The organism is Streptomyces sp. NEAU-174, from assembly GCF_052665095.1.
In genome coordinates, this window is sequence record NZ_JBQTCE010000028.1 from 21,453 (window position 1) to 45,456 (window position 24,004).

Below are 24,004 nucleotides of genomic sequence, written 5' to 3' on the forward strand. Positions count from 1 at the left end.
TGTTCGGCACCCGCAGCGTGATTGGTCCAGGGAGAACGCGGCGGATAGCGAGCCCCGTCAAGGGAAAACGCGACCGCTGGCCCGCACGGACAAGGGTCGGTCGGACAGGGGGTGCGCATCCGGCGCGGTGCGGTGCGCATCGGATAGGCCGTACTCGATACTCGATACGGCGCATCGCGCAGGTGCGCATCGACCGCGGCCGAAGCGTGCGCCGCATCGCCGGTGCGGTTCATCGTGGCACCAGTGCGCACCCTTCACTGCCACCCCGAGGAGTGCCGCAGCCGGGCCAGGGCCCGCGCGTCACGACGTGCGGCCGCACTGCCGATGCGGTTCTTCCTGGGGCGGGGCCGGCAGGACTGCCTGGCGAAGAAGCGGCGGCACCCGGCCGCCTGGAGCCGCTCGCGCTGCTTGCGCAGCCGCTCCTTTTTCTGCGCCTTCGTCAGCGACTTCCGGGGCCTCTTCCAGATCGGCTGCCAGACCGGCGGCCCGTACACGGCAGCGCGCTTCTGTGCGGCCTCCATGACGCGGGCGGCGGCGGCCTCGATCCGCGGGTCCTTGGGTGGTGTGGGTGTGGTCACGCGGGTGGGTGTGCTCCGGCCTGGCGCAGGCTGAGCGCCGGGCTGCTGGGTGCGGTCTGGCTGCCGGGGTGTTGCCGGGGTCGGCTGCGGCCGGGGACCGCGAGCGGCGGTGCGTTCCCGGATGCCGTCCTGGATCTTGATGGCCATGGTCTGGATGACCCGCTGGGTCTCTTCCACCGTGGCGACATCGGTGTCCAGCGCGGGGCCGGCCCTCTTGGCCGCCCGGGCGGCGCGGGCCTCGCTGCGGTCGAGCCTCGAGCGCGGCAGCGGGCCGACGGGAGCGACGGCGTGCGGCAGAGAGCGGGAGTTCAGGCGGCGGGAGCGGCGGACCGCGTGGACACGGGCGGTCAGGGCGCCGGCAGCGAGGCGGGCCCGCTCGTAGGGGGACTTGGCCCGGGCGCGGGTCAGGGGGCGCACCACGGCCTGGTCCTCGGTGTCGTGCGGGTACAGCGCGCGCAGATCGGCGGTCATCATGCGGCCGATCGGGCGGGTGTAGCCGTCGATAGCCGCCTGCACGATCTGTTCGTCGAGACCGGGCTCGTAGGGGCGGCCGCGAAGGGTGTGGGTGAGGTGGCGGCGGGCCTCAGCAAGCAGATGCCGGTGCCGGAACGCTCCCCTCATGACGTACACCACGGCGGTGATGTCCACGGCAGCCAGGGCGACGTCGATGACCGGCCGCACCCGCGCCCACACCGCGGCCGCCGCCGCCCGGGCCCGCTCGATCAGCCGGTAGACGACGCAGGCGCCGACCTTCCCGATCGCCGACGCGCGCCACCGCGCGCGCAGCTCCGACAGCGGCCTCGCCACCTTGCGCTTCGGCGGGCGCGTCTGGTCGGCGGCCTGCCGGTTCAGCGCGTAGGCGGCGCGCTCGCCCGGCGGGTGCCCCTGTGCCTCTTCGTATTCGGCGAGGAGGATGGGCAGCGCGTCCGCGATCTGCTGACGGCGGGTCGACTGCCAGCCGATGAGCCGCTGGTCGATCCCGGCGATCTCCATGACCGGGCGCTTGCCGGGCGTCACCTCGCGCGGCTCCCACGCCCATCCGAGCCGAGTGGAGACCTCCTCCATGAAGGTCAGGGTGTAGAGGGTGTCGGCCGCGACGATGTGCTCCAGTATCGAGTCCGTGGACAGGTTGCCCCACGTCCCCTTGCCGTCCGGACGCCGGGCGCGGATCGAGACGACCGCATGGTCATGAAGCAGAGGCTTTCCGGCTCTGGACTCGTAGTGCCGGAACACCGCGACGATCAGGCCGTCCTTCACCCGGGCACGGTGCTTGCCGCCGCTCCCCCAGCGGATCTCCGCGACTGACTCCTCCAGCCACGCTAGCGTCTTGTCCCGGGCGATGTCCTGGCACAGCTCCAGCACCAGGCGGGTCTCCTCATCACCCAGTGCCCATGCGATCTGCGCCGTCGACGACGCCCGGAACGTCAGGTCAATGGCCAGCCAGGGAGTCCGCTCCTTGGCCTTGTCGGTCTCCGGCGACTGGTTGTGCTCAATGGGTCTGCCCAGCACGGTCACCCGTCTGGCCTTCGCTGGATCGTCGCCCGCCTCCAGGCGCTCGCGCTCGATCCGGTCGGCGTCCGGGTGCCGGCCTTCCCCCAGCAGCAGTTCGGCCTGCCGCTCGGTCACCACGTCCCCGGCCGCGAGACCGACCGCGGCCAGGCCCCGGCCCTTCCAGACCCCGGGCGGAACACCGGCTTCGTCCTGAGCAGCGCGCAACGGCGTGCCCGCAGCGCGCTGGCCGTCGCCGACCATCACACTGCGGAAGTAGTACAGCCAGCCTCCCGGGCGGACCTTCGCCTTGCTGATCACCAGGCCATGGAACCCCGCCTTTGAGCTGCGGAAAAGCGCGATCTGCGCTGCTTCCCGCCGGATGGGAGGCCATCATCAGGTCTTTACCGCAGCGCCCGCCAGGCGGGCCGCCTCGCCAGCCCGAGACGGTAAGCATCCGGGGGTGCACTCTCCCGCGCATGAACATCACCAGGTACGGACAGTCCTGCCCTCTGTGCCGCACGCCGCTGCTTGAAGACGTGTACCAAGTCCGCTCCGCGCAGTCCGGCCTCCCTCGGCTGAGCGGGTCACCGGACGCCGCTAAACCGGCTGCCAGGCGCCCCGGCCCGACCAGTGGACGGAAGTGATGCGGGTCCTCTACGCCGACGCCTGACGACGTCGTGCGAATACTGCGCAACGGTCAGCCACTCACACCCCACACACCTCAAAAACCGCCAGTGGCGTCAACCACCGCCCATCGACGTACCAATCAATCCCCCGGCCACCGGCCAAAGACGCTCCAGCCAGCACCACGTCACCGACTCCCTTCACCCCAAGCAAGACACCCAAAGCCCCCGGCGCCGCCGGGGGCTTCGTGCTTCCCGGAGGAGATCGCCGTGCCCACGTACGAGGCCCTGCCCCGCTTCACCACTGACTTCCACCAGCTCTCACTCGAACAGCGTCACCGCTTCCAGCAGGTCGTCGCCCAAGCCTTCGTTCCCGACCTCCGCACCGGGTGTTTCCGGGCCGGGCTGCGCATCCAGCGCGTCCAGAGCGCGCCCGGCATCTGGGAGCTCACCTGGGCAGGGGATGGGCGGGCCACCTGGCAGTACGGACCGGAGATAGTCCGAGGCGCGCGGCACATCATCTGGCGCCGGATCGGCACCCACGCCATCCTTGCCGGACCCTGACTGGGCCCGCGGGCGCCGGTATATGGGGGGGAGGACAGCGCGGCGACGCACGGCGGCGCAAAGGCCAGCAGGAAGCGGCCCGCCCCGTGGCTGAGGAGCCCCAGCCGGGTGGGTACCGCATCTGCGTACCCACCCGGCCACTGCTGTTCATGTGTTCTGTCTGGCTATGCGAAGTGCTCCTCGAGTTCGGCGGCGAGTGCGGGATCGGGCCGGGGCACGTGGCCGTAGTCCTCATCGGTGGATGCGGCGAGTCGGCACACGGCGTCAGCGAGCTTCGCGTGGTCCAGGGCCCAACTGGACATGTCCGCGGGGGCAGCGGCCGCCGCGGCCGAGGCGGGCGGTCGAGGGGTGGGCGACAGAGGGGTGGGGGGCCCGATCGCGATGGCGGAGGAAAGGTCGTCGCCGACGGGATGATGGAGCAGAAATGCCTGGCAGTACCAGAACTGCGCCATGTCGTCCTCGCTGTACTGCGCGTGGTGCAGGTAGAGGCAGTAGGCCGCGGTGGCGACACCAGCGCCGGCGGCGAACTGCCACCAGAACTGCGCGCCCTCGAGACGGTCGGACAGGTACAGCAGGCAGGCGAAAGTCAGAGCCCCTGCCGGTTCGATGCGGGAGCGGTCGTCCACGAGTCGCGCCATCGCGTCCACGGTGTCCGGGTCACGCACTACCTCAGAGGAGAGCCTGTCCAGTTCAGCTGCGGCCTGCCGGTAGACCGGCAGGCCATAGTTCTGGGGCCTGGCACGGGAGCCGGACTCGGCTTTCACCATGCGTGCGCAGTGGTCCATCTTGTCGGTGGCCCGGCTGACCGCCAATCGGGCGATGCGCTTCAGCGATGCCTCGCAGTCGAAGTCCCTGAATGCGTCGGACAGGACTTCCGCCATCGGCAGTGTCGCGTCGATGTAGGCGAGTTCGTCCCTTCTGCCGGTCATACGATCTCCTCCTCTTCCAAGCTGTTCCCGCGGATGCCCAGGTCTTTGGCCAGCTGTCGGCGCGCCGCGTGGATGTGCGAGCGCACGGTGCCGTTGGAGACGCCCATCATCTCCGCGACCTTGTCCAGGTCGTAGCCCAGTACGAAGCGGAAGAGGATGACGTCCATCTGACGCTCGGGAAGACGGGCTATCGCCGCGTACAGACCCAAGGACGACTCCAGCACCTCCAGCTGCCGGCGGGCGGCAGCACGCACCCGGGCGAAGGTGGCAGTCTGCACGAACGCGCTGTCCCGCCCGGTGGCCACCTGCCGGGAGGTAATCGCGGAACGGAGCACCGAGTGCGCGTAGCGCTGGACGCTGGGCGCAGTCAGCACGTCCGTCCAGGACTGGAGCAGCTCGGCGAAGGCTGCCTCCACCGTCTCGATCGCGACCGCGGAGTCGCCGAGGTGCAGCAGGGTGTAGCGCAGGTAGGGACGGTGGTACTGCTGGTAGAACGCCTGAAAATCGAGAGGCGGCTCGTCCGGTGCGTTGCTGGGCATCTACTCCCCCACCGCCCACCGTGCACTGGCGATCGCGAGTGCCGTTGACACGTGGGCGCCGAGCACGACGCGGTACATGGCCCGGGCCTCCGCTATGGCCCCCGTCGACGCTCCCCCAGCGAGTCCGAAATTCACCAAAGCTCCCTTCACTCAAGCCACTGTCGACCCCGCCTCGCGCGAGCCGAACACCTTATGTGATCAGGCCATCACATAGCGGCCCCGTTCGTTCAGCGGCCAAACCACCTATCTCGATAAATAGGCGCACTCGCACTGCCCGCGCGCCCCCTGCCCCTCACGAACTTCTGCAGCGTCCCGTGTCAGAGGGGTCAGTGTGGGCCAGGTGGCCCGACCGGTGCGGTATACGCCCGGCTCATGGCTTGGAAAGCACGCACGCTGCCCACGACGGCGGAGAGCATGGCGACGAGCCGCTATGGCTGGACGAGTCCCTTACTCACCGCGCTGAGGACGCCGACAACAACCCGAGGTGTACGGGATCAACTGGCGGGCCAGCGCCGAAAGGGCTGCCGCGAAGAAGACGAACGCGAGCGGGAAGGAGACAGCCACCAAGAGACCCCCTCGGAAGAGGTCAGCGTCGTAGCGGGCCGGGAGGGGCGGAGAGCACTGCCGATCCCGATTGGCCCACAGGTGCGTACGGTCGCTGGAATCTACGCTGAGCAACCATCACAGCTGCTGGCCCTGGCACACATCGTCAATAACGGTGCACGGATGCACAAGGACTTCTCAGCATCCCCCCGGCACTCTGATGGCGATGCCCATTCGCTCGAAGTCCGGCTGATCAGGCAAGTACACGTCGGGCCGGGTCCGCTCGGCCAAAGATCAAAAAAATGGGGAGGAACAGAATGAATCACCGCCTCGCAACTGGCTTGACTGCTACCGCAATGCTCGGCTCCGCTTTCGCTGCGGTCCCCGCTGCAGCAAGCACACCGGCTTCGGCCCAAGCGGCTGCGTGCACATCATGGTTCGATGAGAAAGGCCCCGGAGGCGCGGAGCGCTTCCACGTCAACTGCGAGGGCACCGGTCTGTATGTGCGGACAACAGCCCTGTGCGAAGACGGCAGCACAAACCAGAGCGCCTGGAAATACCAGTACGCCAAGTCCGAGTGTCCCTACGCTGTGAAGGTCTCGGGCGCGTGGTACCAGACATGCGACATCCTCCACGGTCAAGCGTGCCCCACGCTGGCGCAGAAAGAGTCGTCTTCCTCAAGAACAGCCGCAGCGAGACCTTGAGCAGAATGGCCAGGGTCGGCCGGTAAGGCGCGAGGCGCGGTCCTCACCGACGCTCCCCTCACGGGAAGCGGTCCGCCCGATTCCCAGAGGAAGAGACGGGTGGTGCGCACCGAGTCAAAACGGTGCGCACCACGGCGTACCAGAGCGCACGATCCCGTCGTGACCTACATGCCTGTACTCGATACGAAGTTGAACGTGTGGACCTTGGCCGCTGTGCTCACCGCGCTCTACACATTGGCCGGGATCCTGAAGGGCTGGTGGCGCGCTTCACTGGGCAAGCGCCGCACCATCATCAAGGGCTATCGGCGCCTGGCCCCATTCGTGCGTCACGAATACGTCAAAGCCCTCTTCGGCGAGCCTGCCTGGGCGCACAAGCAGACCGCCGGGATGCACGACGTTGACGAACAACAGCGCCCGGTCCAAAAGCACATTGAGCTGACAGTCCGTACTACGACTTCTCGAGCTCCGTTCCCCAGCGCGCATCCATCTCTCGGTGCGCTGGGGTGCAGCAGTCTCGACGGCGCGGTCTGTGCTTCCCCGCCGCTGGCGACAGGGAAGCGCTGGGTGAGCTCAGAGGGTCTGTGATGCTGCGTCGCTCGGCGTTGCCCGCCTCATCTGGCCCGGAGTGCGGTCTCTACGCGAGTCTGGACCCCTGCCGCGATCGCCTGGTACTCAGGGGCTGCTGTCTCCGCCCTCAGCTCGGGGTAGTTGCATGTGGAGAACCGCACTTCGATCAGCCCGGTGCGTGCCTGGTCATCCAGCCGGACCCAGTTCTCCATTGTGTGTGGCGGGTAGATCCGGTCCAGGTGACGGGCGATGGCCACTGGGAGGCCGAACTCGGTGTCGGTCAGTGCGTCGATCAGGTCCTGCTTGCGGTAGCGGACGCCGCTTCGGTGGCAGAGGTCCAGACACCAGCGCACTGGGCTCAGTCCTTCGTAGCCCCGCGCTGGAAGTGGCGTGCCCACTCGCCCGTGTTCCAGCGCTGTTCGTAGAGCGCCTCTTCGTCGGACCATTCGGCGGGCCCCTTCCACAGGGGGCGCCAGGCGTTGTCGGCGAGTGTGTCCAGACAGGCTGCCTCCGCCCTCTTCCACGCGGGGCCAGAAAGGCCTGTGATCCAGGCTGAGGTTTGTCTGCCGCACTGGTGCACCTCGATGCCCTTCTGCGTCCGATGCCGGATCCGGACGGCTGGGATGCCTTGGACGTCGCCGTCCGGCTCGGACGCCGGGAGGATCCTGTTCAGGATCTCTTCAGCCCGCTTTTCGCTCTCCACTTCCAGCGTGATGCTGTCGGTGCCGGGGCTTACTCGGCGGATACCGAAGGGGTACTGGGTGAAGCGGTGGGAGCGGAGCAGTGTGTAGAAGAGCTCTGCCTCGAAGTTGCGCTGGTCGGCGAGGGCGGCCGGGATGGGTGGTTCGTCGGGCTTCAGCTGCGAGCGGGCCTGGTCGTAGGTCTCGCCCGTGTAGAGGCGGCGGCGGTCGGCAAGTCGGCTGACGCGGTCACGGCGCATCGGGTGGTCCTGTTCCCCGTACCGTTCGGCCCGCCGGTACGGCAATCGAGCCGTTCCCGAATGAGTGCTGCGCGTGAGGGGTGTGGTGTGAAGCTGTGCTCCTTCGCTCCCCCTTGCTGGGTGCTCAATGGGCCGAAGCGCCCGGGGAACGCTGCCCGACCACGGCCGTTGACGGGCAGCGTACGGTGCCCGTCTCCTCCGAGCGTCTGATTCACCTGATCGCGGGCGTGGCTGTCCTTCTCCAGGTTGTCGCCGGACCGTGCAGGGCCGGCGAGATCGCTTCCGTGTCGACGTTCGCCTGCGACACGATCGCGAGCTATGGACCTTCAAGGAATCGGCGCCCTGGCGGCTGCTGCGGTCGCGGCACTCGGTATACCGGCCGCTGTCCTGGTAGGGAGATGGCAGCTTCGCGCAGCTTTACGGGGTGCGGAGGTCGCGAGTCAGGCAGGACTCGCGCAGGCCGAGGCAACTTACAGAGCCGCGCTCGACCAAGCCGCCGCGCAGAACAGCGCCGATGACGACCAGTGGCGCCGCGGTATCCGACGCGATGCCTGGTCGGCCTTCCTGCTCTCCGTCGAGGACGTCGTGAAGTCGTCTGAGGCCGCCTTCAGCGGGGCCGATGTCGACCTCGACCCCGGCCTCCGAAGTGTGCAGACAGCTTTCGTCGTCCTTGAGCTTGAAGGACCAGCTCCGATCGTGGCTGCAGCTGAACGGCTCGTGCAGCGATGCAATGACCTCTGCGAACTCTGCGACGACGACCGCCCCGCGCACGCGCGTGGCAAGAGCTGTCGGCCGCCGTCGAACGTGAACGTGCCCATTCCGCGGATGGTGACGCGGGCCAAGCCCAGCGGGCCTGGTCCGCGCTGGAGCGCCTGACGCTTCTGGCGAATCATGTCCGGTCCGCCTCAGGGGAACCTCTACTCCTGGCCGGATCTACCGATGACGGCACTCTTCACCTGGCGTACCAAGAGCTTGAGGCTGCTGACTCCGCAGTCGTCGCCGCGCTCGCCGAATGCGCTCTCCCGACCAGCCAGGTTCAGCTACTCCTCCGGGACGCGAGTCATGACGGCCGACATGAACTGGCCAGCGAAGCGGGAGACATCCTGCGGTTTTTGCGGCAGGAGCGTGAAGTCTTCCTCCAAGCCGCCCGCCTCTATCTCGACAGCCCGGTTGAGAACCCGCGCGCCGGGAGCACGGCGGAATAGTGGGCCAGCGTGCTCCGGCGCCGGGGCGGCAGGGGGTCACTAGTGCGGTGTCAGTGTCTTCGAAGACGGGGACAACACAACCGCTCACCGGCTTCGAGGCACTCCACTGAGGTCGCTTCTCCCTAGCTGTGCCAATGGTTCAAGCTTGGAGCAAGGCGACCAACTCACGACGTTCGTCGTCCGTCATGCGAGCGTGGATGAGCTTGGCGACGGCAGATACGTCATGCCATGGCACCGTCTGGACAGCATCTTGCCTCTCGTTCCGATCCGTAGAGTTCCTTCCCCGATCGGCGGGCTGCGCCGGCACGGGGGCAGACGTTGTACCAGTCGCCATCTTGGCCGACGCCTGGGTGGCCACTCCCTCCGCCTTAGCCTCTGGGATCGTCTGACCTGCGTCCTGACTTATCACGGCGTGATAATCGTCAGTCTTCTGCTTTGAGGCAGAGCCGGGGCTTGCGGCTGCTGTTGCCGCCTTCTGACTGCTTCGCTTCTGCTCCGCCCGCCGCTTGGCTTCTGCGGCTCGAGTGTCCGCCGCAGCCCGCTGTTCTTCGGGGCTGAGCTTGCCAAGGTTCCGGACGTGTTCGACTTGCCGCTCGCCGCTGACCAGTTCGGCCTGGAGGTCGGGGGAGAGCTTGAGCAGTGACAGCTTGGAGGAGATGGTCGCCTGGGAGAGGCCGAGCCGCTGCGAGGCTTTGGTCTGGCTGCCGTAGAACTTGACCAGCGACTCCAGGACGTGGGCTTGCTCGAGGTCGGTCATGTCGTCGCGATGGAAGTTGGCGACGAACGCAGCCTCGAGGAGGGCCTCATCGGTCGCCACACGGGCGTCGTCGACCATCACCTTGATGGTGTCCTTGCCTGCCCTGCGAGATCCTTCGAGGCGACGGTGGCCGTCCACGACGACGTACTTGGCGCCATCATCCAGATCGTCGGCGCGGTCGGGGCGTTCCCGCAGGTAGGCATCGATGCTCGCGACGGTGATCGCGTTGATGACGCCGAGTTCCTTGATGCTCTGCGTGATGTCCTCGAGGTCGCGCAGGTGGTCGCGGGGGTTGTCAGGATTCTGGCTGATCTGTCCGACGGGCAGCTCTGTGGGGTCGGGTACGCCTTCAGTGCGTGCTCCGGTGGCGGCACTGATCGCGGCCCTCCGAGCGCTGACAGGGCGAGCCTGACCAAAGGAGGTGCTCGCTCCGAGTTTCGAGGCTTTACTGCTCATGAGATCTCCCGTGCCAGGGCTCGCATGCCGACTGCCTGATCGCACTTGGGGGAGTAGGCGAGCAGGGGGCGCTTCACTCGTACCGCTTCTTTCTGTTCCTTGAGATCGCCGATGACGCCAACGACCCGGGGATCCCTTATGTCCATCCAGGCTTCGAGGGAAGAGGTGGCGATGTAACCGCGGCGGGCGTCGTAGTGGTTGACGACGATGCCGAGGTAGTCGACGTCCAGGTCGAGGTCGGTTCGGAGGTCTTCGATCTGGGTGGTCAGGAGGGTGTAGGCGTCGGCTGAGCTGTCTTCTGCCTGGACGACGACGAGGGCTCCGGAGGAGCCGGGAGGTTCGTTGTCGCGGCGGCGGCCGTAGTAGACGGCAGCATCCATGCTCAGGCCCAGGCTGGGCGGGCAGTCGACGATGATGACATCGAAGTCGGCTTCGATCGGTGCGAGGGCTCGTTCGAGGGCGGCTTCACGTGCCCGGACGCCGGCGAGTTTGACGTCGAGGAGAAAGGCGTCGTTGCAGCTGGGCAGGAGGTGCAACCGGTCGCCGAATTGGTCGCCCTCGATGGGGACGATCAGATCGCGGAGTTTGCCGGCAGGTTCTCCCGCCATGTGCTTGGTGAGGCTGTCGCCGTCCATGGGCAGCGGGGTGTGCCCGAGTTGCTGGGTGAGGTGGCACTGGGGGTCAAAGTCCACGAGCAGGACGCGCAGGCCGAGGCCGGGCCGGTCCTCTATGGTCAGCGGGTTGGAGTCGGTGTCGCTGGTTTCACCCGCACTCTCCTTGAGTAGCGCTGCAGCGAAGTGCTTGGAGATGCGCACCGGGTAAAGAGCGTTCGAGTCTTCGGCCATGGCCTCGCCGGTGCCTGCGGCGACGGCGGTCTTCCCGACGCCGCCTTTCTGGTTGCAGGTGATGATGCGGCGGGGAATCTCTGGTCGCTGCACGGTGGGTGCAGGCTGCTTCTGCAGCCAAAGCTGCACGGCCTGGGCGAGGGCCTGGGTGATCGAGACCTTGCGGTCGGATGCCGTGGCCTTGAAGGTTTCCCACTGGCCTGGGGGGAGCCAGGTGGAGAAGGAGTCGGCGCCGGAGGTGTCGACAGTGGGCGGGGTTGACGCGAGGTCGCACCAGTAGGCGATGCCTTGCGTGACGGCGGTCTGGATCTCGGTACCCAGTTGGGCTGCACGGACTTTGAGGTCCTGGCGGAGCCACCCGGGGAGTTTTGAGACGACCTTCTCGCGGTCGCCGGCGGAAGCGGGAGAAGCCATGCCTGACACCTTACTAACGAGCGTGATCAAATCAAGCACAGACACGTTACCTAGGTAGCAACGGGCTCTGAGGTATCACGCCGTGATAATCACGCCTTCGGTACGAGGTATCGGTGCAAGCGCCTTCCGATTATCACGCCGTGATAATCGATGCCGAGAGGCCGGACGCGTTCATGCAGACGGCTTGAGCCCGTCCAGGGAGCCTCGCCGAACGTGCCCCGCACCATCTCTCAGTGGCCGTAGGGCGGCTCGAAACAGCCGGTCTCCATGAATGGCCCGTTGGTCTTGACCTCGTAATTGATCTTCTGGGTGAACGCTGTGACGCAGGCGTCGTCATGAACGCGAAGGCCGATCAAGGCGCCTTCGGGAGTGACGTTGTGGTCGACCTCGTAGCGCGGATCGGTGAGTGTCCCGCCGAGGTGCTCTCCCTTCGGCCCGGTCCGCTCCCCTTCGTACTACAGCTCAAGTAGCGCCGCACGCACGCTCTTGGGATCCCACTTCTTCTGCCCCCACAGCCGCTTGAGCACGGGCTCGATGCGGTCGGCTTCCCTTTGCGCGTCCTTGGCACTGACGGGGGACATCTCACTGGAGCGGCGGTAGGCATTGTTGTCGCCGTGGTGCGGGGCACCGTCGACGATCCCGGGCTCTACATACGGAGAGGAGCCAGGGGAACTGGGGCTGGAACTCCGGGACGTCGTCGAGGAGCCGACTCCCACGTCCGTGCCGGGCTGCTCACCTCAGTCGGTCAGGGACATGGCAGCACCCAGGAAGAGAGCAGTTGCAGCGAAGTGTCTGCGTGCTCCCAGCATCAAGGGCAGCATGCGCATGACTCTGCCATGACGCGGACGGATGCGGGTGCTGTGAGACAGAGTGCAGCGCTGGCCAAGAAGGGCTCAGTATCACGGCGTGATAGTTGGAGCACGGCGGAGTGGCGGGGGAGTGGGGGCTGAAGCCGCTCGGTTCCGGGTGGGCTGGGCTGGTTGTGGCTGCTTGGAGGGCCGCCAGGGACCTCGATCTGCACCCAGGCCCTGTGCGGTGCCGCATCGGATGTGGTCTTCCCTCTTTCAAATCCGCGCCCTCGGTACGGTGAGCCCCATGACCGACGGCATAACGCGGATGGCGGAAGCGTGGGCTCGCGTCGAGGCGTGGCTGTGTGAGTATGCTCCGGCCTCGGCCGCCCTGCTGCGGTCTCCCGCTGGCGAGGAGGAGATTGCTGCTCTGGAGGAGGAGATTGGGCTGCGCCTGCCGCCCGTGCTGCGCGCCTGGTACCGGCTCCACGACGGTGCGATCGGTTCCTGGCCCCAGGACAGCATTGAAGAGTGGGCGGTAGCCGGCTGGCTCCCGATGCACCGGACGTGGCTAAGGCTTGAGGAGGTCAAGCGTCTGTACCTGACCCAGGTCCAGGATTGGGAGCGCGAGCCCGGTCTGATCCCGATTGCCTGCAACCCCGGCGACGGCTGGTACGGCCTGTATCTCGACGCCCGTGAAGGCGAGCCCACTTATGGGAACCTCGGCACCTGGGCGGTCGATCAGGAGAGCGAGCCCCTGCCAGGCGGCACCGACGGCTGGCCGCTTGCGGACTGGCTGGAGGCCACCGCCGCAGCCCTGGAGGAACGCCGCTGTCTGCGGATGCCGGATGGCACCGAGAACATCCATGAGACGCCGGTGTTGAACCGGGGCGGACTGGACTGGGTCGACGCCCGTACCGGCGTCGAGGACGGCATGCGGCGCCTTACGGACCTGTAGGCGATCACGGCGGCCGGTGCGGCGAAGGGAGGCTCTTCGCCGCACCGGCCGCTTGTGTTTCAGGGGTGCCTTACGGCTTGGGGACAGTGCATGTCACGGTCGCCTTGCTGGCGTCGCAGTGCGCGAACTCGGGGAAGGCCACCCAGTACTCGTCCTTGTCCAGGAGGTGGAACTTGCCCGGGGCGGAGAAGTTCCCGGGGAACCCGGCCATCGAACCGGAGTTGATCCAGCCCGACATCGTGGAGCGGCCGCAAACCTCCTTCCAGGCCGGTGCGGCGGTGCGGATGTCGTCGTACAGGTGCCATTCCCCCTGGGTGGCGCGGGTGGCGGCGCACCAGGCGTACAGGTTGACGACGATGAGCAGGGCGCCACAGCCCCATTTCCTGGCGTAGCTGATGCAGAGTCGGCTGGTGTGGTCGTCGCTTGTCCCGTCTGCGGTGCTGGGGTTGAGCAGGACGAATACCGCGGTGGGCCACCGCTCAGCCACTGCCGGACGAGCAGGTAACGGTACTGGCCGCAGTCAGAGAAGACAGCGGCGCGACGTATGTCGGAGCCCGCGGTGAGTTTGATGGGTGCCATGGTTTCCCGTTTCGTGCAGTAAGTGTCACGGACTTGTCGTGGCTTGCGCCGCTTGACGGAGGATCGATGTCGCGGGCCGCGCAGCGGCGCAGCAGCCCGTTCGGGTATTCCGTCGGAATACTGCGGTTGGTTCACCGCCGTGTGGGAGGGATGAGACGGAGCGCTGGTTGATCATGTGGGAACGCCGAGCAGCACGCTGCCCGAGGCGCCCAGGTACTCGGTCATCCGTCGACGAGTTCAGCCGCGGCCTCATACGCAAGCCGGGCATCGAGGGTCGAGGCCGCGGGGCGCGCGTTCGTCCGTTCGATCTTCCTGAGTGCTCGGACTGCGGCTTCAACGTAGGTCTGTAGGCTGACGATCTGGGTTGGTGTGCGGCAGTCTCGGAGGACCATGGCGATCTCGTCGAGCCAGTCAGAGACGTCCCCGCCGTCGTCCAGGCCTGTTCGGTGCTCGATCAGCCGCTGCGCAACCGGAGCGAGCAGCCCGTGCCGGCGCGCAGCCTCTTGCTCAGCACGACGTTCCTCGGCTGCCCGGAGACTCGCGCGCCTTTCGGCGTCGAGCACTGCCTCTGGTGTGCGACGCACCGGGCTGTCGCTGCCGTGTGAGCCCTCGGTCAGCACCGCGGCTCGGAGCCGGGTCGCCTTGTTGTATGCCGCGCTAGCGGTCTTCACGGCGAGCGCCGACACAAGGCCGGTCCATTCGACGTTCGCTTCCCTGGCGTCCTCGACTGCCTTCGATTGATGGATGTCCGCCTGCTCGCGGAGGTACTCCCACAACTTCACGCGCGCGACAGCTGCCTCGCGTCGCGCGCCCTCGTGTTTCAAGGCGCCAGCGTGGGCTTCGAGATGGAGGAGGGCCTGGTACAGCTCCTCGTCTGCCGGCATCCGGTCCACCGCTTCGTCCTCGGCGTCCTCATGCAGCTGGCGCAGTTGTCCGACTAGAGCAGCGGCGTCAAGGTTGCCGATCCGAACGCGCGGCTTGACCAGTGGTTTCGTCGCCGGGACTGACGGTCGGGAGGTTCGTCCTGCCATGCTCCGAGTCTGCCCGCCGAAAGCGATTCACAGAATGTGAATCAGAGAATGTCGTTCGTTCCGACTCGACTCGCCACGACGTTACGGTGTCGGCACCTGCACGGGGCCGGTCACTTGCGGGTCCTCTCGGGGGTTGTCCAGTTCCAGGAGCACGGTTGCGTGGCAGTGGTCGGGCTCACCGTCGCCAGGCAGTGGGCAGGTGCAGGCCAGGTCACGGACTTCGAGACATCCGAGGTCGGCGTGGACGCAGCGGCGGCGAGGGCGGCGTGTTCCACGATGAGCTCACGAACGGGTTCCTGTCTGTGGTGTCAGCAGTCGGGAGAGTCAGGCCTGGAAGGGAGCTGGCGCCTTTGTGCGCTCTGGGCGGGTGTGGAGTGTGGCGGGGCCCAGGCGGCGAGCCGAGTTACGAGGGCCGGGTTGGCGGTGGCGATCTGGTCGAGCAGTGGCCGCTTGGGGGTCCACAGGCCCTGCATCCCGCGGGCCTTGACCGGGTGGAGGCGCTGAACGTTGGTGAGCTCCCAGTGGAAGCAGCCTGGCTCCGACCAGGGGGTGCAGTCGCCGTCGTCGGGGTGGATGCCAGTGAGGTCGGCGATCGCGATGACGAATCCCTTCACCGGCTGGTAGTCGTCAGGCAGCGCGGCCCGTACGGCGGGCAGCGCGAGCGCCATCTGGTCGACGGTGAGGTCGCCGTGGATGAGCAGGGTTCCGCGCCAGGTCCTGGTCCATACGCGGTTCTCGATGCGTTTGGCGAGGCCGTCCTGGAGGGCGATCAGGTCCGACCAGGGCGGCTGGATGGTCAGCGCGCGGATCGCGGTGGGCTCAGGGTCCTCGGGGGCGGCATGGTGGCGGGAGCTGATGCCCTGCTGCAACAGCTCAAGGTTGAGGCGCTGCTGCTCAGGCGTGGGTGGCGCCGTCCGTGGCCGCTGGGGTGCGGTGAAGAGTGCGCCGGTGGGCTCGGCTTCGTGACGAGCCCGGGCGTACAGGGCCGCGTCGTATGCGGCGGCGAGAGTGGCGGTCACCGTGTCTCCTGCTCCGGCTTGAGGGCGGGAGTGCGGCCGACGGTGATCAGCAGCGCCTGGAGGGCGGCGTGGGGGTGGCTGTATTCCTGGGTGGCGGGCAGCCCGCAGGAGAAGCAGTCGGCTTCCGCACCGGTCCAGCAGGTGGAGCAGCGCGAGCACAGGAGGCTGGGGCCGCAGTGGGGCAGGGGGCGGGGGCGGTTGAGGCCGATGGCGCACATCGCGGCGGCTGCGGCCTGGCGGGCTGTGCGGGTGGGGGAGTGGGGCGTGGTGCGCTTGGACGGCATGATGTGGGTGCTCCTCTCGCCTGCGGGCGGGATGGGTGTGGCCCGGGGGCGGCCGGCTGGTTTCTCAGGCCGTAGGCGGCCGTCCCGGGGCGGATTCAGGTGGGATGGTCTTGGCACCGAAGTGCGGGTGAAGGCCAGGGATGTCGTCTTGGCCGGGGCCCACGCTGGCGGCATCTTTGCTCACGTAGCTGTGGCGTGAACCGGCCTCATCGGCCAGGTGGAGAATCTCCAGCCGCGGATCGGAGTGCCTCGCTGGCGCCTGTGCATAGCTGTATGGGCGAGCTCAGAAGGGCGGCTCGGTGCTGGTGTGGGTGGGGTCGGCGTAGCTGCCGGCGCGGATCCGCAAGCGGTAGTCGCAGTCGACCGGGGCGCCGGGCGGGGTGTGGAGTTCGTCCAGCAGGACGATCAGGTGGTCCTCGTCCGCCAGTTCCACGGTGAGGTAGGTGCCGCAGGAGCAGGGGGCAATGAGGGTGAGGATGTGGGCCAGGTCGCCGTCCTCGCCCATGCTCTCCTCGCGGCGGGTGTAGTGGAGCCACCAGCCGCGCTGCCCGTCGGCGGAGCCGAGGTAGGTGACCGCAGAGGCCATCAGCCGCATGTCCGGGGAGGGCGGGTGCCCGGTCCAGGACATGGACTGCACGACGGTGTCGAGGGTGTCGGGGAAGGAGCCGGTGAGCACGGCGTTGGCGGTCAGCACAGCCTGAAAGGCGGCCTCCTCACCTCGCTCCCGCTCCCGCTGGGCCAGGTCAAAGGCCTTTACCCGCTGGTGCAGGGCGGCGATCGGCTCCAGGCCGGTGTCATCGACGTGGTGCGGGCGGTCGTCCTGGTCCCGGCGGGCGGAGGCGAGCTGTACAACGGTCATGAGGCGTGGTCCTCCTCTCGTGGGTGGGGGTGGGTCTGTCCGGTCCTCCGCACCGCCCCAACCTGTGGCGATCGGGTTGGGGCGGTGCGGGCGGCCGTCAGCTCAGGAGGCGTTGTCCATGCGGAGTTCGGCGAGCGCGATGCCGTAGGTCGCGCAGGAGCCGGAGACGCTCGAACTCGACATGGTGTGCGAGTCGTGCCGCAATCATCTGTTCACGATCACCGAATTCCCGAGAAACATGCATGCGGAATGTTTCTTTCCGCCGCATCCGTCCAGGTAGTGGCAGTGCACATCCCGCCGAGGAGAAGAACGCCGCCCATGCGCACGCTCACCCGCCGTTCCACCGTGCTGCTCACCCTCCTGACCGCCGCCGTCGGCACGACCGCGCCGGTCGCCGGCGCGGAACAGGAGAAGAAGGCCCTTCCGAAGGTCGCCGTCATCGGCACGGGAGGCACCATCGCCGGTGTCAGCAAGAGCCGGGTGTCCTTCCAGGACTATGAGGCGGGCAAGCTGCCGATAGCGAAGCTCGTCGGCGACCTCAAGCCGGAGGTGGACTCCGTCGCCGACGTCACCACGGAGCAGTTCGGCAACAAGGGCTCCAGCGGCTACTCGATCGCCGACTACCGTCGGCTGACAGCCACGGTCGACGCCCAGTTGGAGAAGAACGACGCGGTCGTCGTCACCACCGGCACCGACACGATGGAGGAGTTCGCGTACTGGCTGGATCTGACGGTCCGCAGCGACAAGCCCGTGATCCTCACCGGCGCCATGCGCCCGTGGACGGTGATCGGCACGGACGCCCCCGCGAACCTCTACAACGCCATCCACCTGGCCGCCAGCCGGAAGACGACCTGCTACGGCACCGTGCTGATGCTCAACGACCAGATCCAGGCCGCCCGCGAGGTCCGTAAGACCAACGCCCTGCGGATGGACACCTTCACCAGCGGGGACAGCGGTGAGCTCGGCGTCATCGACCAGGACAACATCCGGCTGAACCGGGCCCCCGCCCGGGTCCAGAAGTGCGGGAAGAAGACCTGGAAGACGCCGTTCGACCTCGACCGGATCGCCAAGAAAGCGCTGCCGAAGATCGAGATCGCTTACAGCTACCAGGACGCGAGCGGTGACGCCGTCAAGGCGTTCGCCGACTCCGGCGCGGACGGCGTGGTCACCGCCGGAACCGGCGCGGGCGGCATCTCCCCGGCCATGTCGAAAGCGCGCGAGGACGCCGTCAAGAACGGTGTGCTGTTCGCCTCCACGACCCGCACCGGCAACGGCTCCGTCTACGACGACCACACCGACGGCGTCATCGGAGCGGAGGACCTGACCGCGCAGAAGGCCCGTCTGCTGCTCCTCCTCTCGCTCGCCGCGACGGATGACCAGAGCCAGATCCGGAAGTGGTTCGCCACCCTGGGCACCGCGCAGTTCATCACCCGGCGGTAGGGGGCAACTCGCGCAGCTGCGGGCGACGGTACCGGCGAAGGCCCGGCGGCGGAGGGAGCGCGTCCCAGCGGCGTACGGCCCAGCCGACCGACAGGGGAGGCGGCGCGGGGACGGGCACCGGACCCGAGGATGGTGTCTACCGCTCGCAATTCGTCACGTGAGGGCTCCTTTGTCTGCGGGTGATGTGACGACGGAGCGCCGTGCCCGCGGAGGAGGCGGGCACGGCGCTCGGGGTGTGCCGGTGCTGACGACGCGCGCGTTCTGCTCTGGGGTGGGCTGTTCTGCGATGTGGCGGCGTCAGTGGGGACTGCCGTTTTCGTAGGCGTCGATGAGGTCGCTGATGGCGTCCGGGTTCGGTGCCTCGCCGACCCAGGCACCGTGCTCGGTGAAGACAGGCACGGTCGTGGTGTCGGCGTCGAATACGCAGCGGTAGGGGCCGTACCGGTCGAGGACCATGCCGTGCAGGGCTCCCATCGGCGCGGCGGCCAGAACCTCCAGGGCATCGACGCTGAGATGGACGGGTGCGGCGGCGGCGTCGGGCTGGGTGAGGAATCCCGTGACGCGGGCGGGGTCGATGTCGTGCTGCGGGGTCCTGCTCATGAGGGGCCTCCAGGTGGAGGGTTCAGACGTGGTCGTCGGCGCGCTGGCGTTTGGGCTGAAGGTCGGAGGCGAACCGCCCCTGGCGTCGGGCCTCGGCGGGGTTCGCGGCGATCCAGTCCTCAGCGCACGCCTTGTGTACGGGCTCGCCGTAGTGGGAGCGCATGGGCGTGGGCTGGGTGCACAGCGCGCAGGGGCGGTCCTGCCAGCGGTCGAAGTGCTGGCTGTCGCGCCATTCGAGGAGGCCGCCGGGGGCCGGGATCAGGCCCGGTTCGAACAGCGGCTTCTTGTTCTTGCGTCGCGTGCTCACGGCCGGAAGGCGGGCAACTGCTGGAGCACCTGCGCCACCAGGTCCGGCGACGGCTTCCAGGGACCGAGCTGTCCGCCGGCAGGGACGGGCAGGGCAAGCCCCTGGACGTCAGAGAGCGTCAGGTGCCACACACCGGGCTCCGCCCACTCGGTGCAGGGCTGCTCCCCGGCGGGGTCCTAGTGGCAGTCGGTGATGCGGGCGATTCCGATCACGGCGCCGGTCGGCATCTGGCGGCCGTGAATCGTACGGGCGACCAGCGGGATGCGCAGCGCGGGCCGGTCGATCCGCTGGCCCGCGTGCAGCAGCACCCAGCCCGGCCTCCAGCCCGGCTTCCGCTGCCCGGAGCGGTTCTCGATCGTCTTGGCGCCGGTGAGGATGCAGGTGGCCCACGGCTGCTTGATGGTGATGCCGCGGATCCAGTCGCCTTCCGGCAGCACGGGCTTGGCGGCGCTCATGCGGCTCGTCCCCACAGGTGCGTGCCCGGGCGGCCCGAGCGTCGGCCGTTGACGGACGGCGCCGTCGCGTGCTTCTTGGTGGCGAGGTGCGCGCGGCCGGAGTGTTTGCCCTCGTAGAGGGCCGCGTCGGCGGTCCGCTGCAACAGGGACAGGTCGCGTGTGCCGATCGCGTCCGGGGTCGCGGCGCCGACCGAGGCGGCGACGTCGATGACCTGACCGTCCTCGAGGGTGACCGGGGTGTGCAGCATCCGCATCAGCTGCTCGAGGCGTGCGTCGCGGCGGCCGCGGGGGAGGGGCAGCACGACGGCGAACTCGTCACCGCCCAGCCTGCCGACAGACGCGCGGGGTCCGGCCCAGGCCGTGAGCCGGTCGGCGGTCGCACGTAGCACCGTGTCCCCGGCCGGGTGGCCAAGCGAGTCGTTGACGTCCTTGAAGTGGTCTTGGTCGACCAGGACCAGGCACACGTCGTCACCGTGGCGGCGCAGGACCTGCCGGGCCCGGGCGGTGTAGGCGTCGCGGCGCAGCAGCCCGGTGAGCGGGTCCTTCTTCGCGGCGGCCAGGCGCCGGTGCAGGGCGATGGCGTGGACAGTCCAGCCGGTCACCGGGATGGCGGCGGTGGTCAGTAAGAGTGCGCGCTGCCCGATTCGGGCCTGTGCACGCAGGACGGAGTTCATACTGGGGCTCTCCCTCTCGTCTCGTACGGGTTGGGATGGCCCGGGGCAGGCGAACTGGTTTGGACGCCGATGTGCGCCTGTCCCGGGGCGGATTCAAATCGGGCTGTAGGTGCCGAGCAGGCCGTGGTTCGCCCAGGGCGCGGCCTTGGCCTTTGCCAGTCGAGCTCCCAGTGGCGTCGTCGGCGACGAGCTGAGCCCAAATGGGGCAGGCGGCGAAGTGGGAGGCGTGCGCGGCAAGTCAGTGCGCCTACTGCGCCAGTTGCTACCCCTTCCGGTCCAGCGGGTTGGTGTCCGCGGCCCGAGGCACCATGCCCTGTCCATGCCGACCCGCCGCCCGCGCGGCTGAACCGGCGTCGTCGCCGATGTCCTCGGCACGAGCTGAGCACCGCCTGTCGTCGCTGACTCGCCCGATTTTGGCCCGCGCCAACTGCTGACAGGGCATCAGTTCCCCCTGTACGTCTTGTTCGACGTCCCGCTGGCGACCGTCGGGGGGCAGGGCGCGGGGGCGCCAGTGCTCGAACCTCGCCAGGTATTCGTCACGGGCACGCAGGACGTCGTGCGCGACCAGAACAGCCTCCAGATCTGGCCACCTGGTCGGCGGTGGCATCAGTCGGTGGAATTCGCGTACAACGTGGCCGGGCCCTACACGACCGCGGTCGGCGTTCTGGGGCCCGCGCGGAGACCTGAGAAGAATGGGGAGTCGAAGTTTTGCGATGCGGATCGGCTTAGTAGGTATGACCGATGTTCGCGAGCGGACACCGTCGCCCTGCGGCGATGGAACGCCGACGACGAGTGTGTGGTGACCCATCCGTGACCATGCTCTCCGACGACAAATCCCCGAACGGTGACCCGACGGATGCGGAGTTCACCAAGATCTACAACGCGCATCTCGGCATGGTGAAGGCAGTGATCTTCATCGTCGCCGACAAGGGTGCTGATGTCGACGCCATAGCTCAGGAGACCTTCATTCGCCTCCTCACCCGCCTCAACCGCGGAGAAAGGATCAACAGTCCGCAGGCCCTTCTCCGGAAGATTGCCACCGAGACGGCCATCGATCACAACCGCTCCGCCGCCGTCAAGAGGTCTTCTGCGACCGAGGTCGTCCCCGAGGGCGGCATGTGGTTCTCGGTGGCAGAGACGCTGAGCCCTGAGACGGCTCTCGAGTTCGCAGAACTGCTCGACACGATCAAGACCGTCCTCAGCCCGGAACTGCGGAACGCTCTCCTCCTCCGCGAGTACATCGGTTTCACTCCGCGCGTCACCGCCGGGATCCTCGGCATCCGATCAGCCACCGTCTCAACCAATGTACTCAGGGCCAAGCGGGCCTTGAACAGGCACTACGCCCTCGCCGCGCTCCGTCCGCACGGCATGCTGAAAGGAGAGACCGCATGAAGGCCCGACGCGCACGCCAGCGCCGCCCCCGAAACGGCCAGCCCCCCTCCTCACGGCACGCCATCGTGGAGGGGCGCCTGGCAGCCCTCCGCGGGCGAGGACGCCGTTCCGGAGCAGATGCCGCCAAGCAACTCCGCACCCTGGAAGCAGCCCTTCAGCAGCACTATGAGCCCAAAGGAGACACCACCGCGGAGATCCAGGCGATCCAAGCGGAAGTCGCGCGCCGAACAGCCAAACAGCAGGCAACCGCAAGTCAGGAACGGCCGCTGGCCGAGTCCACCAGCACTCGTCCGCTTCTCACCCGTAGGACCGCCATCCAGATCTCCACAAGCCTGATGTTCGCCCTTGCAGGGGCCCTCGCCGCTTTCATCTCCGTAGTGTCGAGCTCACTCGGGGCAGACACAGCCGTCACCATCACGCTCGTAGCAGCCACCAGCTCAGTAGCCGCTGCGGGAGCCTTCACCGCCCGTGCGGCCGCACGCACTGTCATGCAGATGCATGCCGAAGTCACTCGATTCCAAGTTGTTCGTACCGCGTTGCGGCAGTTCACCCAGTATCGCGACCGCGTCTGACCTTGAGCTCACGACTCCTGCGGGAAGGATCATGCGCCACAACCCACACAGAACATCGGCACAGCACGAGCAAGCGCTGCCGGATCCACGTACTCGTCAGGGCTGGCCACGTGCGTCCATCCCCATTCCGCCTATCCAGCCTCTTCTCCACCGGCATGGGCTGGCCGACAAGACCGGCACGCTGACAGCAAGTGGCCTCGCCGTCTACATCACGACCGGAACCGTTGAACGGCAGTCCCTCTGGGCAGTGGTCGTCATCGCGATCGTTCTGATCGCCGGTGAAACCATCCAACGATTCGCGGCCCGCCAGCAGCGCGCCTGACGCCAGGATCACCGGTACTCGGGAGTGAGGGACCACCACGCACGCCCCGGTCTCCGTCGGACGGGGGCCGGGGCGGCACGGAGCGTCCGTCAGGCGGCGGCCGGGACGGGGTTGTCGAGGTTGACGCCGCGCAGAGTGTCGAGCACGTACGCGTCGAAGCGCGCCTGGTGCTGGGCTGCGGTGGCCAGGTCAGCGGCGCGGCCGCGGGCGTAGGTGACGGCCTGCGGGCTGGCGCCGGATGCGGCGAGAACCTTGTCGACGGTGTCGCCTGCCAGGCGCTGGTTCCACCGCTGGGCGGCGGACTCGCTGCTGGTGCAGGCTGTAGACGGCCGCGGTCTGCTGTCCCAGCCGCTCGTTGACCGCTGTGGTGCTTTCGTAGGCGATACGGCGGCCGAACAGGCTCATGGCACGTTCGTACAGGCCGCGCCGGGTGATGGTGGTCATGCTCGTGCTTCTCCTTCGGGGAAGGGCGCCAGTCCGGGGTGACCGGGCGGAAACCGCCGGCCCCGCACCCCTCGCGCCAGAGCGAAGGGGTGCGGGGCCGACGGAGACCGACCGGACTATGGGGCGCGTTCTCCCTGCGGGTCGAGAGCACGGGTGGCGTAGTAGGCCCGGAGCCCGGTGTTGCCGGTGATGAGCGCGGCCGCTTCGTGCAGCGGGCACGACGCATCGCCATCGTGATCGGGCTCGAGCCGTTCGGCAGCCCGGGCAGCGGTGGTGAGCAGCTGCGCCAGGGCGCCGAAGAGGCCCTCTTGCGGGTCGGTTTCGCGGTGAAGCTCGCGCACGATCTCCGCAAGCTCCTGGGCGGTGACGTCGTCGCCGGCGAGTTCGTCCTCGATCTGCTGGAGGGCGAGCATCGCGATCCCGGCGGAGGATCGGACGCGCTCCAGCCGGGTACGGGCGGCCGGCGTCACCGGCGACTGCCCTTGCGCAGGGTGATCCAGGTGGTGACCAGGGCGGCGGCGACGCCTATCGCGCGGTGGGCCGCCTGGTCCAGCTCCATCAGCGCCGTGCCGGGGCCGGAGATGTCCTGGACGGGCTCGGGGTACTCGGTGCCCTCGCCGCCGGCCTTGCGGACGACGGTGGCGTGCTTGATGTAGCCAGTCTTGCCCGTCTTCTCCGCGAGCCAGAGCAGCGGGTCGCGGCGGTCGATGATGCCGTGGGTGATCGCGTTGATCGCGGCGCCGGTGAGGAGCGCGGCCGCCGGGACGCGGTAGCCCAGGGTGCGGGTGACGGCGAGGGTGGAAGCGAGCTGTACGGCGCTGTAGCTGGCGACGTGTCGGCTCACCGAGCGGCGGCCGTAGGCGCTGGCGGTGCAGGTGCGGCCCTCCTTGCCGTGCCGCCACGGGTTCTCCTCCACCGGGGAGCCGTCGCTCTTGTAGACAAGGTGGGAGCCGTGCATCGCCTTGGTCGACGCGTCGTGCGCCCGCTGCACGAACTGGTCCCCCAGGGGATGGACCCCGTCGAAGACGGCGGTCAGGGCGGCGACCAGGGCAAGGCCCTCGATGGCGCGGATGCGATCGGTCATGCTGGAGGTACTCCTCATCTCGGATTCGGGGTGCAGGGTGT

At 68.1% G+C, this 24,004-nt stretch carries 26 protein-coding genes and 2 pseudogenes; 8 read left to right on the forward strand and 20 right to left on the reverse strand.

Annotated features, from left to right (window positions below; genetic code table 11):
- Nucleotides 1-254: 254 nt before the first annotated feature.
- Entirely contained in the window at nucleotides 255-2,387 is a 2,133-nt protein-coding gene (mobF, locus tag ACT2CW_RS46365) for a MobF family relaxase (protein WP_445520932.1), read from the reverse strand.
- A gap of 575 nt (nucleotides 2,388-2,962) precedes the next feature.
- Between mobF and ACT2CW_RS46370 the strand changes: the two genes are divergently transcribed.
- The gene (locus ACT2CW_RS46370; protein ID WP_445520933.1) at nucleotides 2,963-3,256 is read left to right on the forward strand and encodes a hypothetical protein; all 294 of its coding nucleotides are present in this window, start codon (nucleotides 2,963-2,965) and stop codon (nucleotides 3,254-3,256) included.
- A 164-nt stretch (nucleotides 3,257-3,420) separates the two neighbouring features.
- Here ACT2CW_RS46370 and ACT2CW_RS46375 read toward each other — a convergent pair whose 3' ends face one another.
- Entirely contained in the window at nucleotides 3,421-4,185 is a 765-nt protein-coding gene (locus ACT2CW_RS46375) for a hypothetical protein (protein ID WP_445520934.1), read from the reverse strand.
- Nucleotides 4,182-4,724 (reverse strand): RNA polymerase sigma factor, encoded by a 543-nt coding sequence (locus tag ACT2CW_RS46380; protein ID WP_445520935.1) that lies wholly within the window; start codon nucleotides 4,722-4,724, stop codon nucleotides 4,182-4,184. Before ACT2CW_RS46380 ends, ACT2CW_RS46375 begins: the two co-directional genes overlap by 4 nt.
- A gap of 1,406 nt (nucleotides 4,725-6,130) precedes the next feature.
- Between ACT2CW_RS46380 and ACT2CW_RS46385 the strand changes: the two genes are divergently transcribed.
- On the forward strand, nucleotides 6,131-6,556 hold the full coding sequence (locus ACT2CW_RS46385) for a hypothetical protein (protein ID WP_445520936.1): 426 nt from the start codon (nucleotides 6,131-6,133) through the stop codon (nucleotides 6,554-6,556).
- Between the two features lie 26 nt (nucleotides 6,557-6,582).
- On the opposite strand, the gene ACT2CW_RS46390 is transcribed toward ACT2CW_RS46385, so the two are convergent.
- A complete protein-coding gene (locus ACT2CW_RS46390) occupies nucleotides 6,583-6,891 on the reverse strand; it encodes a hypothetical protein (RefSeq protein WP_445520937.1) in 309 nt (102 codons plus the stop codon).
- 5 nt (nucleotides 6,892-6,896) lie between these two features.
- The gene (locus ACT2CW_RS46395; RefSeq protein WP_445520938.1) at nucleotides 6,897-7,478 is read right to left on the reverse strand and encodes a hypothetical protein; all 582 of its coding nucleotides are present in this window, start codon (nucleotides 7,476-7,478) and stop codon (nucleotides 6,897-6,899) included.
- A 318-nt stretch (nucleotides 7,479-7,796) separates the two neighbouring features.
- Here ACT2CW_RS46395 and ACT2CW_RS46400 point away from each other — a divergent pair, with 318 nt between their 5' ends.
- Nucleotides 7,797-8,354 carry a hypothetical protein gene (locus tag ACT2CW_RS46400; protein ID WP_445520939.1) on the forward strand — a complete coding sequence of 186 codons (558 nt, stop codon included), beginning with the start codon at nucleotides 7,797-7,799 and terminating at the stop codon, nucleotides 8,352-8,354.
- Between the two features lie 468 nt (nucleotides 8,355-8,822).
- Here ACT2CW_RS46400 and ACT2CW_RS46405 read toward each other — a convergent pair whose 3' ends face one another.
- Nucleotides 8,823-9,896 (reverse strand): ParB/RepB/Spo0J family partition protein, encoded by a 1,074-nt coding sequence (locus ACT2CW_RS46405; protein ID WP_445520940.1) that lies wholly within the window; start codon nucleotides 9,894-9,896, stop codon nucleotides 8,823-8,825.
- The gene (locus tag ACT2CW_RS46410; RefSeq protein ID WP_445520941.1) at nucleotides 9,893-11,155 is read right to left on the reverse strand and encodes a ParA family protein; all 1,263 of its coding nucleotides are present in this window, start codon (nucleotides 11,153-11,155) and stop codon (nucleotides 9,893-9,895) included. The genes ACT2CW_RS46405 and ACT2CW_RS46410 overlap by 4 nt, the downstream gene beginning before the upstream one ends.
- A 1,095-nt stretch (nucleotides 11,156-12,250) precedes the next feature.
- Between ACT2CW_RS46410 and ACT2CW_RS46415 the strand changes: the two genes are divergently transcribed.
- On the forward strand, nucleotides 12,251-12,901 hold the full coding sequence (locus ACT2CW_RS46415; protein ID WP_445520942.1) for an SMI1/KNR4 family protein: 651 nt from the start codon (nucleotides 12,251-12,253) through the stop codon (nucleotides 12,899-12,901).
- 70 nt (nucleotides 12,902-12,971) lie between these two features.
- Here ACT2CW_RS46415 and ACT2CW_RS46420 read toward each other — a convergent pair whose 3' ends face one another.
- The 5 genes from ACT2CW_RS46420 to ACT2CW_RS46440 form a co-directional block, all read right to left on the reverse strand.
- On the reverse strand, nucleotides 12,972-13,388 hold the full coding sequence (locus ACT2CW_RS46420) for a DUF1643 domain-containing protein (protein WP_445520943.1): 417 nt from the start codon (nucleotides 13,386-13,388) through the stop codon (nucleotides 12,972-12,974).
- Between the two features lie 313 nt (nucleotides 13,389-13,701).
- Nucleotides 13,702-14,511, reverse strand: coding sequence for a hypothetical protein (locus ACT2CW_RS46425; protein ID WP_445520944.1), 810 nt, complete (start codon nucleotides 14,509-14,511; stop codon nucleotides 13,702-13,704).
- A 308-nt stretch (nucleotides 14,512-14,819) separates the two neighbouring features.
- A complete protein-coding gene (locus ACT2CW_RS46430; RefSeq protein WP_445520945.1) occupies nucleotides 14,820-15,530 on the reverse strand; it encodes a hypothetical protein in 711 nt (236 codons plus the stop codon).
- On the reverse strand, nucleotides 15,527-15,814 hold the full coding sequence (locus ACT2CW_RS46435) for a hypothetical protein (RefSeq protein WP_445520946.1): 288 nt from the start codon (nucleotides 15,812-15,814) through the stop codon (nucleotides 15,527-15,529). Before ACT2CW_RS46435 ends, ACT2CW_RS46430 begins: the two co-directional genes overlap by 4 nt.
- Before the next feature lie 283 nt (nucleotides 15,815-16,097).
- The gene (locus ACT2CW_RS46440) at nucleotides 16,098-16,673 is read right to left on the reverse strand and encodes a hypothetical protein (RefSeq protein ID WP_445520947.1); all 576 of its coding nucleotides are present in this window, start codon (nucleotides 16,671-16,673) and stop codon (nucleotides 16,098-16,100) included.
- A gap of 318 nt (nucleotides 16,674-16,991) precedes the next feature.
- Here ACT2CW_RS46440 and ACT2CW_RS46445 point away from each other — a divergent pair, with 318 nt between their 5' ends.
- Entirely contained in the window at nucleotides 16,992-18,113 is a 1,122-nt protein-coding gene (locus tag ACT2CW_RS46445; protein WP_445520948.1) for an asparaginase, read from the forward strand.
- An 18-nt stretch (nucleotides 18,114-18,131) separates the two neighbouring features.
- Here ACT2CW_RS46445 and ACT2CW_RS46450 read toward each other — a convergent pair.
- The 5 genes and pseudogenes from ACT2CW_RS46450 to ACT2CW_RS46470 form a co-directional block, all read right to left on the reverse strand.
- Nucleotides 18,132-18,231 (reverse strand): annotated as a pseudogene (locus ACT2CW_RS46450) (LysR family transcriptional regulator); the annotation flags it as partial.
- A 179-nt stretch (nucleotides 18,232-18,410) separates the two neighbouring features.
- Nucleotides 18,411-18,713, reverse strand: coding sequence for a hypothetical protein (locus tag ACT2CW_RS46455; protein WP_445520949.1), 303 nt, complete (start codon nucleotides 18,711-18,713; stop codon nucleotides 18,411-18,413).
- 22 nt (nucleotides 18,714-18,735) lie between these two features.
- A complete protein-coding gene (locus ACT2CW_RS46460) occupies nucleotides 18,736-19,020 on the reverse strand; it encodes a hypothetical protein (protein ID WP_445520950.1) in 285 nt (94 codons plus the stop codon).
- A pseudogene (locus ACT2CW_RS46465) lies at nucleotides 19,017-19,475 on the reverse strand (ASCH domain-containing protein). Before ACT2CW_RS46465 ends, ACT2CW_RS46460 begins: the two are co-directional and overlap by 4 nt.
- Nucleotides 19,472-20,149, reverse strand: coding sequence for a GGDEF domain-containing protein (locus tag ACT2CW_RS46470; protein WP_445520951.1), 678 nt, complete (start codon nucleotides 20,147-20,149; stop codon nucleotides 19,472-19,474). The pseudogene ACT2CW_RS46465 and the gene ACT2CW_RS46470 overlap by 4 nt, the downstream one beginning before the upstream one ends.
- An 816-nt stretch (nucleotides 20,150-20,965) precedes the next feature.
- Between ACT2CW_RS46470 and ACT2CW_RS46475 the strand changes: the two genes are divergently transcribed.
- From ACT2CW_RS46475 to ACT2CW_RS46485, 3 genes are read left to right on the forward strand one after another with little or no spacing between them, the layout of a single operon-like run.
- Nucleotides 20,966-21,541, forward strand: coding sequence for an RNA polymerase sigma factor (locus tag ACT2CW_RS46475; protein ID WP_445520999.1), 576 nt, complete (start codon nucleotides 20,966-20,968; stop codon nucleotides 21,539-21,541).
- Complete coding sequence (locus ACT2CW_RS46480) at nucleotides 21,538-22,113, forward strand: hypothetical protein (RefSeq protein WP_445520952.1); 576 nt, start codon at nucleotides 21,538-21,540, stop codon at nucleotides 22,111-22,113. Before ACT2CW_RS46475 ends, ACT2CW_RS46480 begins: the two co-directional genes overlap by 4 nt.
- 31 nt (nucleotides 22,114-22,144) lie before the next feature.
- Nucleotides 22,145-22,435, forward strand: coding sequence for a hypothetical protein (locus tag ACT2CW_RS46485; protein WP_445520953.1), 291 nt, complete (start codon nucleotides 22,145-22,147; stop codon nucleotides 22,433-22,435).
- A 189-nt stretch (nucleotides 22,436-22,624) separates the two neighbouring features.
- On the opposite strand, the gene ACT2CW_RS46490 is transcribed toward ACT2CW_RS46485, so the two are convergent.
- From ACT2CW_RS46490 to ACT2CW_RS46500, 3 genes are all read right to left on the reverse strand, one after another.
- Nucleotides 22,625-22,879, reverse strand: coding sequence for a hypothetical protein (locus tag ACT2CW_RS46490; protein WP_445520954.1), 255 nt, complete (start codon nucleotides 22,877-22,879; stop codon nucleotides 22,625-22,627).
- 116 nt (nucleotides 22,880-22,995) lie between these two features.
- A complete protein-coding gene (locus ACT2CW_RS46495; protein WP_445520955.1) occupies nucleotides 22,996-23,349 on the reverse strand; it encodes a hypothetical protein in 354 nt (117 codons plus the stop codon).
- A complete protein-coding gene (locus ACT2CW_RS46500) occupies nucleotides 23,346-23,963 on the reverse strand; it encodes a hypothetical protein (RefSeq protein ID WP_445520956.1) in 618 nt (205 codons plus the stop codon). Before ACT2CW_RS46500 ends, ACT2CW_RS46495 begins: the two co-directional genes overlap by 4 nt.
- Nucleotides 23,964-24,004 lie beyond the last annotated feature (41 nt).

Coding starts and splice junctions, on each gene's coding strand:
- ACT2CW_RS46375 (WP_445520934.1), bottom strand. CDS start 4,185: ATGACCGGCAGAAGGGACGAACTCGCCTACATCGACGCGACACTGCCG.
- ACT2CW_RS46380 (WP_445520935.1), bottom strand. CDS start 4,724: ATGCCCAGCAACGCACCGGACGAGCCGCCTCTCGATTTTCAGGCGTTC.
- ACT2CW_RS46395 (WP_445520938.1), bottom strand. CDS start 7,478: ATGCGCCGTGACCGCGTCAGCCGACTTGCCGACCGCCGCCGCCTCTAC.
- ACT2CW_RS46400 (WP_445520939.1), top strand. CDS start 7,797: ATGGACCTTCAAGGAATCGGCGCCCTGGCGGCTGCTGCGGTCGCGGCA.
- ACT2CW_RS46405 (WP_445520940.1), bottom strand. CDS start 9,896: ATGAGCAGTAAAGCCTCGAAACTCGGAGCGAGCACCTCCTTTGGTCAG.
- ACT2CW_RS46410 (WP_445520941.1), bottom strand. CDS start 11,155: ATGGCTTCTCCCGCTTCCGCCGGCGACCGCGAGAAGGTCGTCTCAAAA.
- ACT2CW_RS46415 (WP_445520942.1), top strand. CDS start 12,251: ATGACCGACGGCATAACGCGGATGGCGGAAGCGTGGGCTCGCGTCGAG.
- ACT2CW_RS46425 (WP_445520944.1), bottom strand. CDS start 14,511: ATGGCAGGACGAACCTCCCGACCGTCAGTCCCGGCGACGAAACCACTG.
- ACT2CW_RS46435 (WP_445520946.1), bottom strand. CDS start 15,814: ATGCCGTCCAAGCGCACCACGCCCCACTCCCCCACCCGCACAGCCCGC.
- ACT2CW_RS46440 (WP_445520947.1), bottom strand. CDS start 16,673: ATGACCGTTGTACAGCTCGCCTCCGCCCGCCGGGACCAGGACGACCGC.
- ACT2CW_RS46445 (WP_445520948.1), top strand. CDS start 16,992: ATGCGCACGCTCACCCGCCGTTCCACCGTGCTGCTCACCCTCCTGACC.
- ACT2CW_RS46455 (WP_445520949.1), bottom strand. CDS start 18,713: ATGAGCAGGACCCCGCAGCACGACATCGACCCCGCCCGCGTCACGGGA.
- ACT2CW_RS46470 (WP_445520951.1), bottom strand. CDS start 20,149: ATGAACTCCGTCCTGCGTGCACAGGCCCGAATCGGGCAGCGCGCACTC.
- ACT2CW_RS46475 (WP_445520999.1), top strand. CDS start 20,966: ATGCTCTCCGACGACAAATCCCCGAACGGTGACCCGACGGATGCGGAG.
- ACT2CW_RS46480 (WP_445520952.1), top strand. CDS start 21,538: ATGAAGGCCCGACGCGCACGCCAGCGCCGCCCCCGAAACGGCCAGCCC.
- ACT2CW_RS46485 (WP_445520953.1), top strand. CDS start 22,145: ATGCGCCACAACCCACACAGAACATCGGCACAGCACGAGCAAGCGCTG.
- ACT2CW_RS46490 (WP_445520954.1), bottom strand. CDS start 22,879: ATGACCACCATCACCCGGCGCGGCCTGTACGAACGTGCCATGAGCCTG.
- ACT2CW_RS46500 (WP_445520956.1), bottom strand. CDS start 23,963: ATGACCGATCGCATCCGCGCCATCGAGGGCCTTGCCCTGGTCGCCGCC.